Genomic DNA, 18398 nt, shown 5'->3' with positions numbered 1-18398 from the left:
CAATTTGAGCTATGGGACAACGAATTGGATTTGGCATCGACGTGGGAGGCTCTGGAATCAAGGGTGGCCGCGTAGACCTTGAAACTGGGCAGCTTATTGGCGACCGCATTAAAATTTTCACGCCACAGCCGGCAACTCCGGAAGCGGTTGCGGAGACCATTGCAGAAATTGTGGACATTGCGAAGTGGGATTCCGATGTCGGCATCACGATTCCGTCCGTCGTACAGAATCAGATTGCCTTGCTGGCCGCCAATATTGACGGTTCTTGGGTTAATACGAACTGCCAAGAGCTCTTCGCTAAATACCTGCCCAACAACAAGGCGCACGTGCTTAACGACGCTGACGCTGCCGGCCTCGCTGAAGTCCAGTTTGGCGATCCGGGCAATAAGACCGGCGCCGTGTTGTTGCTAACTTTTGGTACAGGCATCGGCTCCGCGCTCATTCATGACGGACTGCTCTACCCCAATTCGGAGTTAGGCCACCTCATCATTGATGGCATGGAGGCCGAACACTTTGCATCCGCGAGAGTTAAGGATGTGGAGGGGCTCGGCTTCGAAGAGTGGGCTGAGCGCGTGAGCAAGGTGCTTAAGACCTACGAGGCACTGTTTTGGCCGTCACGGATCATCGTCGGCGGCGGAATCAGTCGCGAACACGAAAAGTGGATTCCGCTGTTGACATGTAAGACTCCAGTTGTCCCCGCAAGTCTGGATAATAATGCGGGTATTGCTGGCGCCGCCTTTGCAGCTGACCAGGGATTTTACCCTTAACCACTTTCATTTCTTATATGGGGATTGGTAGCTACGTGTCGGGCGTGACACGTGCTTGAAGCCATGCCCCGTGGCGGCGATTTTAAGAATTGGTTTACAATAAGAAGTTGACTCACGGCAAGGTTGAATAATCAACAGGCTCGAGGAGGATTGGGAAAATCGAATTCCAGCGCACTGCTTCGATGAGGATTATCACCGATTACTTCTTCGCTAGGAGCCAGAAAGCAACACTGATGACCGTGGCACGAAAAGGTCAGCTCTGAATGTTTTCCATTCGGCTAGTTGGCTATAGACGAAGTAAAGGCGCACCACTGGCGCGTTGAGCTTCTCTTCGACCGAGAGAAGCTGGCGGCGGCTTTGGCGGCGCACACAACGTACATCGTGAAAGGGCGTTCGTGGCAGGCAACGAACTGGGGCAAGCTCAGGACCAATCCACCGGGAGTGGCACCGGTTCAGCTACTCCTGCAAAGAAGGCTGTAAAGAAGGCCATCAAGAAGGCAGTGAAGAAGACCGTGGCAAAGAAGACTGCCGCGAAGAAGACTGCTGCCAAAAAGACGGCTGCTACCAAAACTGCGGCGAAGAAGACGACCGCTAAGAAGGCAGCGGCCAAGAAGACCGTGAAGAAGGCGGCCAAGAAGTCCGTCGCTAAGAAAACCACGCGTAAGGCCGCCGCCAAGAAGGCAACTAAGCGGACAACGGCTGCGAAGGCCACCGCGGCCAAGGCTGCTGCAGCGAAGGCGAAGGACGCGCAGGCTCTCGACGCAACTGAGAACGAAGAGCTCGAGGACGAGGAACTCGACCACGACTTGGAGCAGGAGCAGGACTACGACCCGGATCTGGATGATGACCTCGAAGACGATGATCTTCACGACGATCTGGATGATGACGACCTCGAAGACGACGACCTCGACGATGATGAAGAAGAGGACGACGAGGACGAAGACGAAGACGAGGATGAAGAGGACGAGGGCGACGAGGTCTGGAACGAGGACGAGTCCGCTCGTCTGCGTCAGGCCCGCAAAGATGCTGCCCTCACCGCCTCCGCCGACTCTGTCCGCGCCTACCTCAAGCAGATTGGTAAGGTCGCGCTGCTGACTGCCGAGGAAGAAGTCAGTCTGGCAAAGCGCATCGAGGCCGGTCTGTATGCGCAGTACAAGATTGACGAGGCCAAGGAAGCCGGCGAGCGCATCGCTTACGCTCAAAAGCGCGACTTGCGCGAGATTTCTCGTGACGGTCAGCGCGCCAAGAATCACCTGCTCGAGGCCAACCTCCGTCTTGTGGTGTCCCTGGCAAAGCGCTACACCGGCCGTGGCATGGCTTTCCTCGACTTGATTCAGGAAGGCAACCTCGGCCTGATTCGTGCGGTCGAGAAGTTCGACTACACCAAGGGCTACAAGTTCTCCACGTACGCAACGTGGTGGATTCGCCAGGCCATTACTCGTGCAATGGCCGACCAGGCTCGAACCATTCGTATTCCGGTTCACATGGTTGAGGTCATTAATAAGCTCGGCCGTATCCAGCGTGAACTACTTCAGGATTTGGGCCGCGAGCCCACTCCGGAAGAGCTCGCTAAGGAGATGGACATCACCGAGGAAAAGGTTCTCGAGATTCAGCAGTACGCTCGTGAACCCATTTCGCTGGACCAGACCATCGGCGACGAGGGTGACTCTCAGCTCGGTGACTTCATCGAGGACTCAGAGGCAGTTATCGCCGTGGACGCCGTCAGCTTCACGCTCCTCCAGGACCAGCTTGGCGACGTCCTGGAGACTCTCTCCGAACGTGAAGCCGGTGTCGTCCGCCTGCGCTTCGGCCTTACTGACGGCATGCCACGTACCCTGGACGAGATTGGCCAGGTCTACGGTGTGACGCGCGAGCGCATCCGTCAGATTGAGTCCAAGACGATGTCCAAGCTGCGTCACCCATCGCGTTCGCAGGTTCTGCGCGACTACTTGGAGTAAAGCTTTAACCTGAAGTTGTTCAGGGGCTAACAGCTAGACCCAGAGAATCGGGCTTGAATGAGGTTTCACACCTTATTCGAGCCCGGTTTTTCTTTTGGTGTCAGCGCTAGTGAGTTACTGACTGCGTTTATGTCAAAAATGACCTCAAAAATGGCCTGAAAGTGTCATAAACTCACACAGTTTCACATTTGCAGCCAAAAGCCCCGAACCACCAAAGTGTAACGGGGCGAAGGAGCATCTGAGCAACGCTAGGCGGAGAAGCCCGATGGTGGTTCAGCACACTGGCCCACCATCCACTACGGGCTACTACCTACCCAGCTAGTACACGACGCCGAATACCCACTGCAGCAGCGTCAGCGACGCCACAGAAATCACGATCAGTGCGACGATGTTCAGCCAGACACCGGCCTTGACCATGTTGTGCATGCTGACGTAGCCGGAGCCGTAGGCGATGGCGTTCGGCGGTGTTGCAACCGGCATCATGAATGCCGAAGTAGCTGCCAGTGCAACTGGAACTGCGAAGATCATCTGGTCGTGGCCCAGACCGATTGCCATCGCACCAACCAGCGGCAGGAAGGTCGCGGCCGTCGCGGTGTTAGAGGTGAACTCGGTCAGGAACAGCACAACGGCGCCGACGACAACCACGAGTGCAGCCACTGGCATCCAGCCGAGAGTAGACAGCTGCTCGCCGATCCAGTCCGACAGCCCAGAGGCACCGAACTGCGAGGACAGCGCCAGGCCACCACCGAACAGCAGCAGCACACCCCACGGCAGCTCCAACGCATTTTCCCAGCGCATGAGCTTCACGCCATTAGGGCCACCCGGAATAAGGAACAACGCAATACCCACGGTCATTGCGATAACCGCATCGGCAATCTTGGTGTCGGGCAGCAGCACCGGAACAAAGACCCACGCCAGTGCCGCCGCGATAAACACTAGGAGCACTCGGCGCTCTCCAGTCGACATACGGCCAAGGCGCTTCAACTCGTCACGCATGAGTTCGCGCCCACCTGGAATATGCGTAATCTCCGGCTTAAACAGAACATTTGTCAGCAGGAACCATGCACAGAGCATGAGCACAACCGCCACCGGGACACCCAGCAGCATCCACTGGCCGAACCCAATGTTGACACCCTGCTCCGCCATGTAGGCCGCCAGCATCGCGTTCGGCGGAGTACCAATAATCGTGCCCAGCGAACCAATCGATGCCGCGTAAGCGATACCCAGCATCAGCGCGATACCGAAGTTTGACTTTGGCATCGGGTCATAGCTTGACGACGACTCCTCGGCCTCCTCCAGCGCATCCCCACCGGGGGTTTCGGCGACCGATTCACTCGCAGAGCCCGTATCCTCTGCAGCAACCTTTTCATCGTGCAGCATTCGGACAATGAGGCTCAGGACGGACACACCGATTGGCAGCATCATCACGGCCGTGGCCGTGTTGGAGACCCACATCGACAGGAAGCCAGTAGCCACCATGAAGCCGAGAATCAGCATCTTTGGTGACGACCCCATGAGCACCAGAACCCACAATGCGACGCGCTTGTGGAGGTTCCAACGCTGCATCGCCAGCGCCAACAGGAAGCCGCCCATAAAGAGGAAGATGGTCGGGTCTGTGTACTTGCCCGAGAAATCCTTAATCTCAGCGAGGTTGAGAATCGGGAATAGAGCCAGCGGCAGCAGAGCCGTAACGGCAATCGGGATAGCCTCGGACATCCACCACACGGCCATAAGCACTGCTACACCTGCGGTTGCACGCAGGTTGTGATCGAGCTCAGCCGGCATAAAGAAGTACACGAGCAGGGCCAGGATGATACCGAGTCCTAGACCGGTGCGCTTACGGAAAAGCTCCCGGCTGAGGTATCCACGGTCTTGTTGGCCCGGTGACAGTTCCGGGGAGTTGTCGCGCGTAGATGTCGCTGCCACGATTCACGCTCCTATTTAATAATCAGCAGACATCCTGTATTGCACGCGTGTTCAAACGTTTACCGCATGTAGGGGATGCCAAATGTGGGTACTTTCTGACACCAATATCATTACCAACACTCGGCCAAATATGAGATTTCACTAAGAAACCCCCGGCCGAAACTGCAGGCAGTTGGGCTTCGGGGGTGGATTACGGGGTTAGCTCATTTCCTGATTGCGTATTTGGCGTTGACCGAAAACTCCGGGCACAAAGTAAGACCGCCATTGATGTCGCTTCCGAACTCACTCCGATTGCTTCATTGGCTGATCAGTACCCATCTGCTTAGAGATGCACTCGGCATACTCTCCAGAGGTGCGCTCGAACTTCTCGCACTTCGACATCGCATCTGATGTCGACGAATACAGCATCAGCGACACCACGGCGGCCGCAATACCCGTCACAATGCCGACCACGCCCAATCCGAACGAACCGCTGATGACCGCGTCTCCCCCAGCTGCCTGCACGCGCTTCTTCGCACTCATTGCCTTCGCCATCGCGATGATGCCTAGAACAATGCCAAAGACACCGAGGATGCCACCAACAATCATCCAGGACATCAAGAGTCCGCCGACGCCAAAGATCAGCGCCAGCACGCCAATAGTCCGACCGTCATTGCCTGGTACAGCCGACAAACCACCGCCGGTCAATTCCGACGGCCTCGACTTATCACTGCTTGCCGACATTCTTCTCTCCACCATAGATTGCTTAGTTCGTTTGAAACCCTACCAATTACGCAGGTAGCTGATGCGATCACGCAACTGTTCCTCCGTACATAGCGCAGTCGGCGGGCCACCACAGGCGCGCCGAACCTCGTTATGCACTTGACCATGTGGCTTACCTGTCCGCGCCGCCATCATCGACACCAGCGTATTGAGCTCCTTCCGCAACTTCGGCAACACCTCACTGGCCACCTTCTGCGGCCTTGGGTACGCTGATCCCTCAATCCGGTGCACCGCGCCCCCTTCGCCCCCGCTTGACGACGATTCCCTCGCCTCCTCGCGGGCTTCCTTCTCTCGGGCACTGGCGGCTTTAAGCTGTTCATCCTGCCGCTGACGCAGCAAGAGTCGCATCTGATCGGCGTCGAGAAGCCCTGGCAAACCCAGATAATCGGCCTCTTCGGCGGAACCGGCAACGGTTGCGGTGCCGTAGGAGGAGCCGTCGTAGATGAGGTAGTCAAGTTCAGCATCCGCGCCAATGGATTCGTAGGCCGGCAGCAATTCGTCGGGCTCATCCTTGCGGCGATTGGCCTCAGCGACCAAGTCATCTTCCCAGCCTTCCGAAGGCCGATCCGGCTTGCCGAGCACGTGGTTGCGCTGCACCTCCATCTGCGAGGCCAAGTCGAGCAGCACCGGAATCGACGGCAAGAAGACGGAAGCAGTCTCCCCCGGCATGCGGCTTCGCACGAATCGTCCGATAGCCTGCGCGAAGAATAGTGGAGTCGAGGAACTGGTCGCGTACACGCCGACCGCCAGCCTCGGCACGTCCACGCCTTCGGAGACCATGCGCACGGCTACCATCCACTCATCGGTGGACTCGGAGAAAGTCTTGATTCGTTCCGACGAGCCCGGTTCATCCGAGAGCACCAACGCCACCGGCGTAGAGGCAATCTGCTCGAGAATGCGTTTGTACGCACGAGCAGTTGCCGCATCGGAGGCGATGACCAGACCACCCGCGTCCGGGATATGCTGCCTCATCTGCGAGAGACGGGTGTGCGCTGCCCGCAGCACAGATGGCATCCACTCGCCCTTTGGGTCAAGCGCGGTGCGCCAAGCACGCGTGGTCTCCTCTGGGCTCATCACGGTGCCCAGTCGCGCAGCGAACTCATCACCCGCGCTATCACGCCAGCGAGCTTCACCGGAATAAGCCAAAAAGACCACTGGGCGCACGACGCCGTCGGCAAGCGCATTGGAATAGCCGTACGTGTAATCGGCGACGGAACGCGAGTAACCATCGCCGTTCGGCGAGTAGCGAACAAACGGAATCGCCGCGTCATCGGAGCGGAACGGCGTACCAGTTAGGCACAGGCGGCGTTCGACATCGCCGTAAGCTTCGGAAATACCGTCGCCCCAGCTCTTGGCATCGCCGCCGTGGTGCACCTCGTCCAGAATCACCAATGTCGGCCGAGCGGTGGCTACGGCATGGTGCTTAAACGGATGCACTGCGACTTGGGCGTAGGTCACAACAATTCCCTGGTAGGAGGGGTTTACCACACCCTTGGCGTTGGTGAATTTGGGATCCAACGCAATCCCCGAACGAGCAGCGGAAGCAGCCCACTGCACTTTCAGGTGCTCAGTGGGAACCACGACGATGATGCGCTCGACGATCCGGCGCGACAGCAACTCACTGGCGATACGCAAGGCGAAGGTCGTCTTACCTGCGCCCGGTGTCGCCACTGCAAGGAAGTCCTTGGGGTTAGTCGCCAGGTATTTGTCGAGGGCCTCCTGCTGCCATTTACGAAGCCCGCTCACTTGCGACGCAGGGACTTGTAAATCCGCTCGCAGTCAGGGCATACCGGTGAACCCGGCTTCGCCGACTTCTTCACTGGGAAGGTTTCACCGCACAGAGCAACGACGTAGGAGCCGTTGACCGCGGAGTTCACGATCTGGTCCTTCTTGACGTAATGGAAGAACTTCGGGGTATCGTCCCTCGTCGACTCATCGACGCGGGTATCGGTGCGTTCAATCGTCTTTGTCGTCTTCAATGGAGTGCTCACAGATTCCAATTGTGCCCCATCGGTCAAATTATGCCCAGTGACCCAGGTGCTGGCCGCTGCTGACTGCTGCCTTCCACAGCCATCCACAACATCGCTACGACTACGCGAGCATGCGGCTGCAACGGACATAGCTAGTTGAGACGACCCCACGCCACAGGCGTATGCTAGACAACCATGGCGCGAATCAATGACCGTCGCGACTCCGCGCTGCCGAAACGCGGAAGTTCCCGGCGACGCAAGAAAGACGCGGCGTTGATTACCGACGCCCGCGGCTCTCGGATTCGCAACTATGACCACCGCCGCCACGTCTACGCGGCCCTGCAATGGTCTCGCATTCCGCTACTGCTTCTTTCCGGTGCTTTTTATCTGTGGTGGGATGTCCCGTGGATCGCAGCGATTCTCATGGTCGTCTCCGTACCCATGCCGTGGATCGCGGTTGTCATCGCCAATGGCGTTGGAGAACCCGCTGACAAGCGTAAGCCGCGCGTCTACAAGCCTGGAGTTGTACGCGAGCAGAACCGCAAATGGGAGGAGCAGCAACGCCAGCGCGCCCTCAAGGAAGCAGAGATGCGCGCGCTCGGTTCTACCGCCAGTACCGAAGACACCGACGCACCGCCGCAGTCCGGTAACGAGACCATCTCACCCCCCTTCGATGATGCAAATGTCATCGATATGCCGGAAGACGACGATCCGTCGTCAAGCTCCCCTAACTAGCCCCTCCGCCCCGCTTTACGACGAAGGTAGTGCCTACGATGACCTTTTCCCCCTCCACCTTCACCCCACCGACTGATCAGCAGCTTCGTGATTTTGTCGACTGTGCGGAGGAATTTGCCACCGCGCTCAGGCGCCTTGAGTTTTCCAGTGAGTCACTGCGTCGAGTCCTAGGCGCCGAGGGACTGGCCGCGCTGGACCGCGGTGAGCCCGGCGTTGTCGATGTTCTACTTACCGAAACTGAGGGCGTTTCTGCGGACACTGTGACCGCGTTGCGTCTTTTCATCCTGGGCGATTTCGCCGACGCACAGCAGCTATTTGGGGCTGAGCTGACAGCCAAGTTACTGGGCAGCGGCATACTTGCCGGCACCGCCACCAACGCACAGGTGTGTATCGATGTGCGCCCGGTCGAGATTGCGGGAGTCGACCGTATTGTCTTTTCCGACCGCGATGCCTCTATGAGCGATCACGTTCCTGGACCCGATCATGTCTTGGGCGTAGGGCGGGCTTCCCGCTCCCTCCTCGATATTTCGCCGACCTCGGCGGTGGAATCCGTACTCGACCTCGGTGCCGGTTGTGGCGTCCAGAGTCTTGCCCAGCCGGATGCAAAGTCGATTGTCGCGACGGACATTCACCCCCGGGCGCTGTTTTTTGCCCGCGCTACTTTCGCCGCAAATGGCTTCGACCAGGCGCAGGCCGTCGAAGGTTCGTGGTTTGAACCGGTTGCAGGCAAGAAGTTTGACCGCATTGTGGCGAACCCGCCGTTCGTCGTAGGGCTGCCAAGTGTGGAACATGTTTACCGTGACTCAGGATTGAATCTGGACGGTGCCACCGAACTTATGATCCGCGGTCTGGCCGACCATCTCACCGACGGCGGCACGGCGCATCTGCTCGGTGCTTGGGCCCATATCGAAGGCGAAAGTTGGCAACAGCGCATCGCCTCTTGGCTCCCTGCTGAAGGCCTCGAAGTGTGGGTAACACAACGAGATGTCGCCACGCCGGCGGAATACATCGGCACCTGGCTTCGAGACGAGTCCATCGACCCCCGCAGCCCAGAAGGCTGCGAGCGCTCCCGTGCCTGGCTGGAGCACTTCCGCAACAGCGGCGTGACAGGCATCGGGTTCGGCTACATCACAGTCCAACGCATTGCCGGCCCGACTTCCGCCGTGTGCGAAGAAATGCCGCAGCCTTTGGCCGCTCCCTTCGGCGCCGAAGCCCAGGAGTATCTCGGCCGCGCCGAATGGCTTCGCGCACAAACTGCTAACACCATCCTCGAAGCTGCCTTTACTGTGCGACCCGGCGTCGCCTTAGAACGCGTTTCGCTTGCCGACGTCGACAGCGGCCAGGGCTTCACTGAGTTCGATACGCGCATCTCACGCACCGACGGCCCCGCCTGGACACACTCAATCGATGAGTCCGTCGCAACCATCCTGGGTGCACTGCATCCCGAAGCTGCCCTGGGCTCCGTCATCGACATCATGGCAATGTTTGGAGCCTTTGATGAGTCCGAAGTCCCTGCAATCAAGGACGCCCTAGTTCCCATCGTCGTTGACTTGGTTCGCCATGGTCTGATTCTCCCCGCCGAGCTCTTGGAGGATAAACAGTAAATGAAAGCCGTTCTCACCCGAGTTAAATCCGCGTCAGTCACTGTCGACGGCTCCGTTGTTGGCCACGTTGACGGAGGCGATACCGGCGCCATTTTGGCGCTCGTAGGTGTTGGCCGCGAGGACACTGCCGATGCTTGGGAAACGATGGCCCGCAAGATTGCGGAGCTGCGCATTCTGGATGGCGAGCTCAGCGCTGTCGACGCTGGCGCCCCGGTGCTCGTTGTTAGCCAATTCACGTTGATGGGGGCGACAAAGAAGGGACGGCGGCCGTCGTGGGTAGACGCGGCTCCGGGCCCAGAGGCCGGACCCGTCATAGAAAAAATTGTCGAGAACTTGCGCAATCGTGGCTTGACGGTCGAAACGGGACAATTTGGAGCGATGATGGAGGTCGCATCCGTCAATGATGGACCCTTTACAGTTCTCGTAGAATGCTAGTCGCGGCAGTTTTTCTTAACATTATATTTGCATGGCAAAATTACCCTATTGACATTCATCAACTTTCACGGGAACATTTCCGTAACTCCGTGCGTTGTAGTTATCGAGTCCACTTAAAAATCCAGGAGGCAGATTCATGAAGAGTGCCGATATTCAAAATGACGAACTGGAAGGTCAGCCACGGGACAAGGGGCGCCGCACTGGCAATAACTCCAATCCGTCCGCCGATTTGGTTCGTGTGTATTTGAACGGCATCGGAAAGACTGCTCTTCTCAGCGCTGAAGAAGAGGTGGAACTTTCTAAGCGCATTGAAGCCGGTGTATACGCCGAGCATTTGCTCCAGACCGGCGCGAAAATGACCCGCGCAAAGAAGCGTGATGTCAAGGTTTTGGCAAAGGAAGGTAAGGCTGCACGCGCCCACCTACTCGAAGCCAATCTCCGTCTTGTGGTCTCGCTGGCGAAGCGCTACACCAACCGCGGTATGCCTCTGCTGGATCTAATCCAGGAGGGCAACTTGGGCCTCATCCGCGCCATGGAAAAGTTCGACTACACCAAGGGTTTCAAGTTCTCCACTTACGCAACGTGGTGGATTCGCCAAGCTATTACCCGCGGTATGGCTGATCAGTCGCGCACCATTCGCCTCCCTGTTCATTTGGTTGAGCAGGTCAACAAGATTTCTCGTATCAAGCGTGAGCTCTACCAGCAACTCGGCCGTGAGGCTACGAATGAGGAATTGGCAGAGGAATCCGGCATTCCAGAAGCCAAGATTGAGATGCTGCTGCGTCAGTCCCGCGACCCGGTGAGCTTGGACATGCCGGTGGGCACTGATGAGGAAGCTCCTCTGGGAGACTTCATCGAGGACTCAGAGGCAACTGATGCCGAGGAGGCAGTTGTCGCTTCCCTGCGTCACCACGATGTCCGCAAGGTTCTGTCCACTCTCGAGATTCGAGAGCAGGAAGTTATTAAGCTCCGCTACGGTCTCGACGATGGCCTGCCCCGCACGCTGGATCAGATTGGCCGCCACTTTGGCCTGTCTCGCGAGCGCGTCCGCCAGATTGAGCGGGAAGTCATGTCCAAGCTCCGCGAGGGTGACCGTGCTGACAAGCTGCGTGAGTACGCAAACTAACGCACATGGCGGTGACATCGATAGGGTTCCCACTTTCAGCCCTGAGATAGAGCTGGACTTCAATGCCGACCCCGTGCCGGAGTTTTATCCTCACTGGCGGTCGGCGTTTTCGTCTGCACGTCAAGCTTTCGACATCGCGTACGCTCCCTTCCGTCTCAGCAGCGCCCACCGAACCAAGCTTTTCGCTGCCTAATCAGCACCAAAGCCACTGGATTTGCGAGCCCTAACATCTTTCTTGCGCAAGTGTGGTTATCCTAATACTTGAGTGAAAACTTTTAAGACTGTGTTATCGGAGGAAAACCGTGAGGGATTTGGTTGACACCACGGAAATGTACTTACGTACGATTTTCGAACTCGAAGAAGAGGGCATCATTCCTTTGCGTGCTCGCATTGCCGAACGCCTTGAGCAGTCGGGGCCGACCGTTAGCCAAACCGTTGCGCGCATGGAGCGCGATGGCCTTCTCGTAGTTGCCCCAGATCGCAGCTTGCAGCTTTCCGACGAGGGCCGCAGGCTGGCCACGGCTGTCATGCGTAAGCACCGCCTAGCTGAGCGCCTACTTACGGATGTCATTGGCCTCGAATGGGACAAGGTTCACGACGAAGCCTGCCGCTGGGAGCACGTAATGAGTGACGAGGTCGAGCGCAAACTTCTCGACGTGCTTGACTCTTACACACGCTCCCCATTCGGCAATCCGATTCCCGGTTTGGGAGACCTCGGTGGGACTCAGTCACCAGAGCCGTTAGAGAACGTTCGCCGACTGTCCGATCTAAACCCCGGCGAGTACACCGTTGAGATCGTCCAGATTAACGAAATCCTGCAGGTCGAGCAGAGCTACATGAAGCGTCTCCACAAGGCCGGAATTATGCCGGGTACTGAGGCACTTGCCGAGGTTGCCGCCGGCCGCGTGACTCTCGCCCGCGGTGATCATTCTCTTGACATTCCGGATACTCTGTCTCATGCGATCATGGTGATTATCAAATGAAACTCCTCGTCACTGGTGGTGCCGGCTACGTCGGTAGCGTTTGCTCGGCAGTATTGATTTCTCTTGGCCACGACGTCACCATTCTGGACAACTTCTCTGTTGGCAACCGTGATGCGGTGCCGGAGGGCGCGACCCTAGTCGAAGGTGATGTGGCGGACAATGCCTACGAGGTTCTGTCCTCCGACAGCTTCGACGGCGTCGTTCATTTCGCTGCGAAATCGCTTGTTGGCGAGTCCGTCGAAGTTCCTTCCGACTACTGGCACAACAATGTGGGCCAAACCCTGAAGCTACTCGACGCGATGCGTGATACCGGTACGAATAACCTGGTGTTCTCTTCGACAGCTGCAACCTACGGCGAGCCAGAGAAGACACCAATTACCGAAGACATGCCAACCGCGCCGACCAACCCTTACGGTGCCACCAAGCTGGCCATGGACTACGCCATCGCCTCTTACGCCAAGGCATACAACATCGGCGCTACCAGCTTGCGTTATTTCAATGTGGCGGGTGCCTGGGGCGGTTTTGGAGAAAACCGTGAGGTGGAAACTCACCTCATCCCACTGGTACTGCAGGTTGCGCTCGGTCACCGCGACAAGATTATGGTCTTTGGCAATGACTGGCCGACTCCGGACGGCACCGCGGTGCGTGACTACATCCACATCAAAGACCTCGCCGATGCGCATGTCTTGGCACTGGAGTCCAACACGCCGGGAACCCACCGTATCTTTAACCTCGGTTCCGGCGACGGCTTTTCAGTTCGCCAGGTCATTGAAACCTGCCGTAAGGTCACCGGTCACCCGATTCCCGCTGAGGATGCACCGCGTAGAGCCGGTGATCCGGCAACCCTTATTGCCTCTTCTCAGCGCGCCATGGACGAGCTCGGATGGAAGCCCAATCTTACGGAGCTGGAAACCATCGTCGCCGATGCATGGGAGTACACCAAGAACCTCGGCGACCGAGCCCACTCGGCGCACCGCTAGGTACTGCAGCACAGCTTGCAGGGTCGCTAATCAATACGCGGCATTTTCACCTTGTATACCCTGCGCAGCACCTCTTGTGCCGCACCAAGAATTGTGCCAACGCACCTCGGCACAATTTGATTGGCGACCGCAATTTCCAGCAACTGAGTCAGTGAATGATTCGGTTGCTCCCCTGCTGCCTCATCAAGGGCTGTTTGCGCATAGTTCTCCAGCCCAGCCGCGAACTTTGCGATGGCAAAACACGCTAAAGCGTTTGCACGCAGGCTGCCGCGGTGGACAATTGCGGCCTCGCGCCAGATTTCCGTCATTGGTTGCGCCAACTGCGTAGTAATGAAAATCATGGACATATCGCGCAAGGTGACGTTGGTCAGTGCTGCAGCAATGGCATATCCTGCGTTTTCATCACGCACCGCCTCATGTGCATCCATCACACCATCGGCCACGTTTTCCACGGCGGTTTTTAGCATGTCGAAGTGCTCAATGAGCGCGGGATTGTCCGAACCAATTTTGAGCTTCCTCGGCTGCTCAACGGCTGTCGCTCGTTCCCGGAGGCGTTCAATCAGAGCCCTGTCTTTACTGTCGCGGAATTGGCCACCTCGAAAATAGCTGCGGTACTCCTCATAGTTTTTGAAAATCTGCTCTCCCTGCCGAGAGATTAGATTTGCATTGTCGGTCATCAGACTGTCACCGACAATGCCGACGATCTCTCCCTGCTCGTCCGTGACAACTTCCCCCGCAGCAATAGTGGCAACGCCCGCCAAACGCACCTCATGCAGGCCGCCTTCTCGCAGCCAGCCTGTAATAGGTGTGGAGTCCTTTTCAATCCCCCAGGATTCGTCGATGATAAACACATCTGCGTGAGTGCATCCTTCATCGAGCAGGAAGTCCGCGGCTGCCCGCACCAGGTCAGGATTGTTCTCCATCGAGGCCACATCCTTAATCAGCATCGGGCCAGCATGCGCTGTCGGATCAAACTCGACCTTGCCATCGATGAGATCTTCGACCTGCTGACGATACAACGCCGCAATCACTACCTGCCCCCGCGGATAGAATCCAACGATTCCCGGCAGGTTCGTCAGAAAAACACTCGGCTCAATTTCAGGCTTTTGTCCTGCACCGAAGTTCTTTTTGTTTCCCATTTATTCCTTACCCCTTTTCCCCCATTGGAATAGCTCGACAGCGGACAATCCTCTCGCCATCTGGTGGCTCCCATTGTTATCGAATCCGCAACAGCCTTGCTTGTGCGCGACCGGAAAAATCGGCCCATCTGTGGACTACTTTCAACTTGTGGATAACTGGAATAATTTCTGCGGTATCGTGGTTGTTTACTTCAAATGACGAAAAATGTGATGCAGGAGGTAGTCGTACGTGAGTGATCCGACCGACAAGCCTCAGGGCAATATGTACGAGGTAGTTTTCCCGGTTCCTGACGTAACGGGAAGCGAGGGCCATCTGACCCTGGTCATTGCACTTAGCGGTTATGCGGATGCCGGTAATGCCGTCTCGGAATCAGCTAGTTTCCTCTTGGATGCTCTCGAGCACCGTCCATTGGTGAACTTTTCTATCGACGAGCTGATTGATTATCGTTCTCGCCGTCCCTCTGTGACGATGAACCACGACCAGATTGTGGATGTATCCGATTTGAACCTGTCACTCAATGTGGTTCGCGACAACGTCGGTAAGCCGTTCTTGCTGCTTTCTGGCCCTGAGCCAGACATGCGGTGGGAGGCTTTCTCGACTGCCGTTGCAGAGTTGGCGGAGCGCTACGATGTCGGTCGGACTGTGTCGCTGTACTCGGCTCCGATGACGGTTCCGCACACCCGACCACTGGGCATCATCGCCCATGGCACAGATAAGCGGAAACTCGGTGATATGCATACCTGGGGAAACCGCGTCACAGTTCCGGGTGCTGCGAGCCTGAACATTGAGTACGAGCTCGCAAGCCGCGGTTGTGATGCCTTTGGTTTCACCGCAGAGGTGCCACACTATGTCGCGGCCTCTGAGTATCCGCTGGCGTCACTGCGGCTGTTGCAGGAGGTAGCAAAACTAGCCAAGCTCGAGCTCCCGCTTGAGGCGTTGGAGAAGGAATCCGCGCGGGTGGCGGAGCTGCTCAATACGCAGACGAATGATTCCGGCGAGGTCTCTCAGCTGGTCAATCTTCTCGAGGAACAGTACGACCAGGAAGTTCAACGTCGTCAAGAGCTGGAGACTTCTCCCCTGCTTGGACCTAACGGCGAGATGCCTTCGGCCGACGAGATTGGCGCTGAGTTCGAAAGGTTCCTCGCTTCTCAACCGCTGCGCCCAGTAGAGGATTCTTCCTCGCTTGACGACGAGGCGGAGACCCCGGCCAGCTCGGATTCCTCGGCAACTACATCAGAGGACACTGACGCACACTCGGAAGAATCCGAGTCGGCCTCGGCGGATGATAGGTCTGCGGAGTTTTCTGCAGACGGCACTGCCGAACAGCCTGAGTCAGAACAGCCTCGGGAAGAGCAGGCGGAAAGCGAAGAATCCGGTGAACCGGAACAACCTCGCCGTCGGCGCGGCTGGAAGCCCTGGTTCCGCTTCTAATCCGGGGTTACCGCTAGGGTGGGAAGCGTGTCACTATCTGAAATGCTTCCCGACCTAGCTGAGGTTCCAGAGTCCCTTTTCGACGATGCGATTATGGACTCGTTCATTGCCTGGACCAGGGATCAGGGCATCACGCTCTACCCGGCCCAGGAGGAGGCCGCTATTGGTCTCGCTGGTGGCGACCACGTCATCCTTGCCACTCCGACAGGTTCGGGCAAGTCCATGGTGGCTATTGCTGCCCACTTCTGCGCCCTCGCTCGTGGCCAGCGCAGCTTTTACACAGCGCCTATTAAGGCCTTGGTCAGCGAGAAGTTCTTTGCCCTCTGCGAGGTCTTTGGCGCTGAGAACGTCGGTATGATGACCGGCGATGCCACCGTCAACGGTGGTGCACCCATCATCTGCGCAACTGCGGAAATTGTCGCCAATATCGCCCTGCGCGACGGGGCCGACGCCGATATTGACCAGGTGGTAATGGATGAATTCCACTTCTATGCGGATCCCGATCGCGGGTGGGCATGGCAAGTGCCCTTGCTCGAGCTTTCCCGTTGCCAATTCCTGTTGATGTCCGCCACTCTCGGCGATACTCAAAAGTTTGAGACGGATTTGAAGGAACGCACGGGACTCGACGTCAACCTCGTTACAGGTACGACGCGCCCGGTACCGCTGGATTTCCACTATGTCTACACACCAGTTCATGACACGCTGGCGGAGTTGCTGGAATCCGGCAAAGCCCCAATCTACATCGTCTTTTTCTCCCAGCGCCAAGCAGCTGAACAGGCTCAGGCACTGACCGGTCTGAAGCTGCTGACGAAGGAGGAGAAGGAGCGGATTCGCGAAGAGATTGGCGATTTCCGGTTTACCACGGCCTTTGGTCGAGTTCTTTCCAAGTTGGTGCGCCAGGGCATTGGCGTCCACCATGCGGGAATGCTGCCGAAGTACCGTCGTTTGGTTGAGCGTCTCTCTCAGACTGGTCTGCTGAAGGTCATCTGTGGCACGGATACCCTCGGCGTCGGCATTAACGTGCCTATTCGCACGGTGCTGATTACCGGTTTGGCCAAGTTCGATGGCCGTCGTAGCCGTATTCTCAAGTCACGCGAGTTCCACCAGATCGCTGGACGCGCCGGCCGTGCTGGCTACGACACCGAGGGCACCGTAGTTGTCGAAGCACCTGAACACGAAATCGAAAACGCCAAGCTGCGGCGCCGTGCCGGCCAGGATGAGGCCAAACTGAAGAAGTTGCGGCTGAAGTCCGTTCCCAAGGGCGAAGTGACATGGTCGGAGAAGACCTTCGACAAAATCGTTTCTCAGCCACCGGAGCCGCTGACCAGCCGCTTTGCAGTTACCAACGGTATGTTGCTCAACGTCATTGCACGTGGTGGCGATACCTACGAACACATGCGTCATCTGCTGCGCACCAATCACGACACCCGCCACCAGCAAAATGAGGCTATTCTGACCGCAATTGAGCTCTACCGCGGTTTGGTCAACGCGGGAATCGTCGTCATGCATGGCGAGGGCGATGACTGCCGCCCCGAGCTGACAATGGAGCTGCAGCGTGACTTCGCGCTCAATCAGCCGCTGTCGCCTTTCGCCATCGCCGCGCTCGAACTGTTGGATAAGGACAGCCCGAACTACGCACTCGATGTCATCAGTGTGTTTGAGTCAATTCTGGAAGACCCTCGCCCACTGCTCATCGCGCAGCAGAAAAAGGCACGCGGTGAAGAAATCGCCGCGCTCAAGGCCGAGGGTGTTGATTACACCGAACGTATGAACATCGTCGAAGACATCACATGGCCGATGCCGCTTGCCGACGAGCTGGAGGGCGCATTCGACACCTATGCTCAAGGTCACCCGTGGGTGCGTGAGTTTTCGCTGTCGCCCAAGTCTGTGGTGCGCGAGATGGTGGAAAAGGCCATGACTTTCTCGGACGTGGTATCTGAGTATGGAATTGCCCGCTCTGAAGGTATTTTCCTGCGCTACCTCACCGATGCCTGGCGCACTTTGCGACACACTCTCCCTCCGGAAGCCGCTAACGAGGAACTCCGGGACATTGTGGAATGGCTCGGCGAGCTCGTTGTGCAGGTGGATAACTCCCTGGTGGATGAATGGGCGCAGATGGCCGATCCGGACAAGCCATTGGACGAGGAAACTCTCAAGGAAGCGGCTTTTGGCACCGACGAGTCGCGGCCCCTTACAGGCAACGAACGTGCATTTACCCGTATGGTGCGCAATCTCATGTTTCGCCACGTGCAGCTCTTTGCCTTTGAAAAGGAGGAGGAGCTGGCCGACCTGGACAACTACCTCGACGATGCGCCAGATTGGCCTGCCGCGATGGATGACTACTTCGATGAATACGATGACCTAGGGATCGATGCAAAGGCTCGCGGCGGCGATATGATTTCGATTGACCGCAAGGCTGGTGAGGGCCTATGGCATGTGATCCAGATACTCGATGACCCTGAGGGCGACCACGGCTGGCGCTTTGAAGCGGGCGTTGACTTGGCTGCATCTGATGAATACGGCGAGGTCAGGTTGGCATCGCTGCGAATTATGGGTTAAGTGACAAAAAGTGTGTCCGCTC

General features: G+C 57.4%; 15 protein-coding genes. 10 read left to right on the top strand and 5 right to left on the bottom strand.

What is annotated here, in order from left to right; all coding sequences use genetic code 11:
- Positions 1 to 11 precede the first annotated feature (11 nt).
- Entirely contained in the window at positions 12 to 767 is a 756-nt protein-coding gene (ppgK, locus tag HMPREF3135_RS04455) for a polyphosphate--glucose phosphotransferase (RefSeq protein ID WP_070438314.1), read from the top strand.
- 395 nt (positions 768 to 1162) lie between these two features.
- Positions 1163 to 2725 carry an RNA polymerase sigma factor gene (locus HMPREF3135_RS04450; protein WP_016422651.1) on the top strand — a complete coding sequence of 521 codons (1563 nt, stop codon included), beginning with the start codon at positions 1163 to 1165 and terminating at the stop codon, positions 2723 to 2725.
- Positions 2726 to 3043: 318 nt separating this feature from the next.
- Here the strand turns inward: HMPREF3135_RS04450 and HMPREF3135_RS04445 are convergent, their stop codons facing one another.
- The 4 genes from HMPREF3135_RS04445 to HMPREF3135_RS04430 form a co-directional block, all read right to left on the bottom strand.
- Complete coding sequence (locus HMPREF3135_RS04445; RefSeq protein ID WP_070438311.1) at positions 3044 to 4651, bottom strand: SLC13 family permease; 1608 nt, start codon at positions 4649 to 4651, stop codon at positions 3044 to 3046.
- A 282-nt stretch (positions 4652 to 4933) separates the two neighbouring features.
- A complete protein-coding gene (locus HMPREF3135_RS04440) occupies positions 4934 to 5374 on the bottom strand; it encodes a hypothetical protein (protein WP_070429445.1) in 441 nt (146 codons plus the stop codon).
- 39 nt (positions 5375 to 5413) lie between these two features.
- Complete coding sequence (locus HMPREF3135_RS04435; RefSeq protein WP_070438308.1) at positions 5414 to 7159, bottom strand: DEAD/DEAH box helicase; 1746 nt, start codon at positions 7157 to 7159, stop codon at positions 5414 to 5416.
- Entirely contained in the window at positions 7156 to 7404 is a 249-nt protein-coding gene (locus tag HMPREF3135_RS04430) for a DUF3039 domain-containing protein (RefSeq protein WP_005509477.1), read from the bottom strand. The genes HMPREF3135_RS04435 and HMPREF3135_RS04430 overlap by 4 nt, the downstream gene beginning before the upstream one ends.
- Before the next feature lie 174 nt (positions 7405 to 7578).
- Between HMPREF3135_RS04430 and HMPREF3135_RS04425 the strand changes: the two genes are divergently transcribed.
- From HMPREF3135_RS04425 to galE, 6 genes are all read left to right on the top strand, one after another.
- Positions 7579 to 8118: a DUF3099 domain-containing protein gene (locus tag HMPREF3135_RS04425; RefSeq protein WP_070438305.1), complete on the top strand. Its 540-nt coding sequence runs from the start codon at positions 7579 to 7581 to the stop codon at positions 8116 to 8118.
- 38 nt (positions 8119 to 8156) lie between these two features.
- Positions 8157 to 9722, top strand: a complete 1566-nt coding sequence (locus HMPREF3135_RS04420) for a DUF7782 domain-containing protein (protein WP_016422646.1) — start codon at positions 8157 to 8159, stop codon at positions 9720 to 9722.
- Positions 9723 to 10157, top strand: a complete 435-nt coding sequence (gene dtd, locus HMPREF3135_RS04415; protein ID WP_049170914.1) for a D-aminoacyl-tRNA deacylase — start codon at positions 9723 to 9725, stop codon at positions 10155 to 10157.
- 136 nt (positions 10158 to 10293) lie between these two features.
- Positions 10294 to 11283 (top strand): sigma-70 family RNA polymerase sigma factor, encoded by a 990-nt coding sequence (locus tag HMPREF3135_RS04410; protein ID WP_070438303.1) that lies wholly within the window; start codon positions 10294 to 10296, stop codon positions 11281 to 11283.
- Between the two features lie 302 nt (positions 11284 to 11585).
- Entirely contained in the window at positions 11586 to 12266 is a 681-nt protein-coding gene (locus tag HMPREF3135_RS04405) for an iron-dependent transcriptional repressor DtxR (RefSeq protein WP_070438300.1), read from the top strand.
- Positions 12263 to 13246, top strand: coding sequence for a UDP-glucose 4-epimerase GalE (gene galE / locus HMPREF3135_RS04400; protein ID WP_070438297.1), 984 nt, complete (start codon positions 12263 to 12265; stop codon positions 13244 to 13246). Before HMPREF3135_RS04405 ends, galE begins: the two co-directional genes overlap by 4 nt.
- A 26-nt stretch (positions 13247 to 13272) precedes the next feature.
- Here galE and HMPREF3135_RS04395 read toward each other — a convergent pair whose 3' ends face one another.
- A complete protein-coding gene (locus HMPREF3135_RS04395; RefSeq protein WP_049189735.1) occupies positions 13273 to 14385 on the bottom strand; it encodes a DUF4192 domain-containing protein in 1113 nt (370 codons plus the stop codon).
- Positions 14386 to 14614: 229 nt separating this feature from the next.
- Between HMPREF3135_RS04395 and HMPREF3135_RS04390 the strand changes: the two genes are divergently transcribed.
- Together HMPREF3135_RS04390 and HMPREF3135_RS04385 are read left to right on the top strand one after the other, a co-directional pair.
- A complete protein-coding gene (locus HMPREF3135_RS04390; protein ID WP_070438294.1) occupies positions 14615 to 15817 on the top strand; it encodes a PAC2 family protein in 1203 nt (400 codons plus the stop codon).
- Between the two features lie 42 nt (positions 15818 to 15859).
- The gene (locus HMPREF3135_RS04385) at positions 15860 to 18376 is read left to right on the top strand and encodes a DEAD/DEAH box helicase (RefSeq protein WP_141739575.1); all 2517 of its coding nucleotides are present in this window, start codon (positions 15860 to 15862) and stop codon (positions 18374 to 18376) included.
- Positions 18377 to 18398 lie beyond the last annotated feature (22 nt).

The organism is Corynebacterium sp. HMSC14H10, from assembly GCF_001807105.1.
Taxonomy (GTDB): domain Bacteria; phylum Actinomycetota; class Actinomycetes; order Mycobacteriales; family Mycobacteriaceae; genus Corynebacterium; species Corynebacterium jeikeium_D.
Note: the sequence above shows the minus strand (reverse complement) of the source record. Positions and strands in the feature narration are given on the sequence as shown.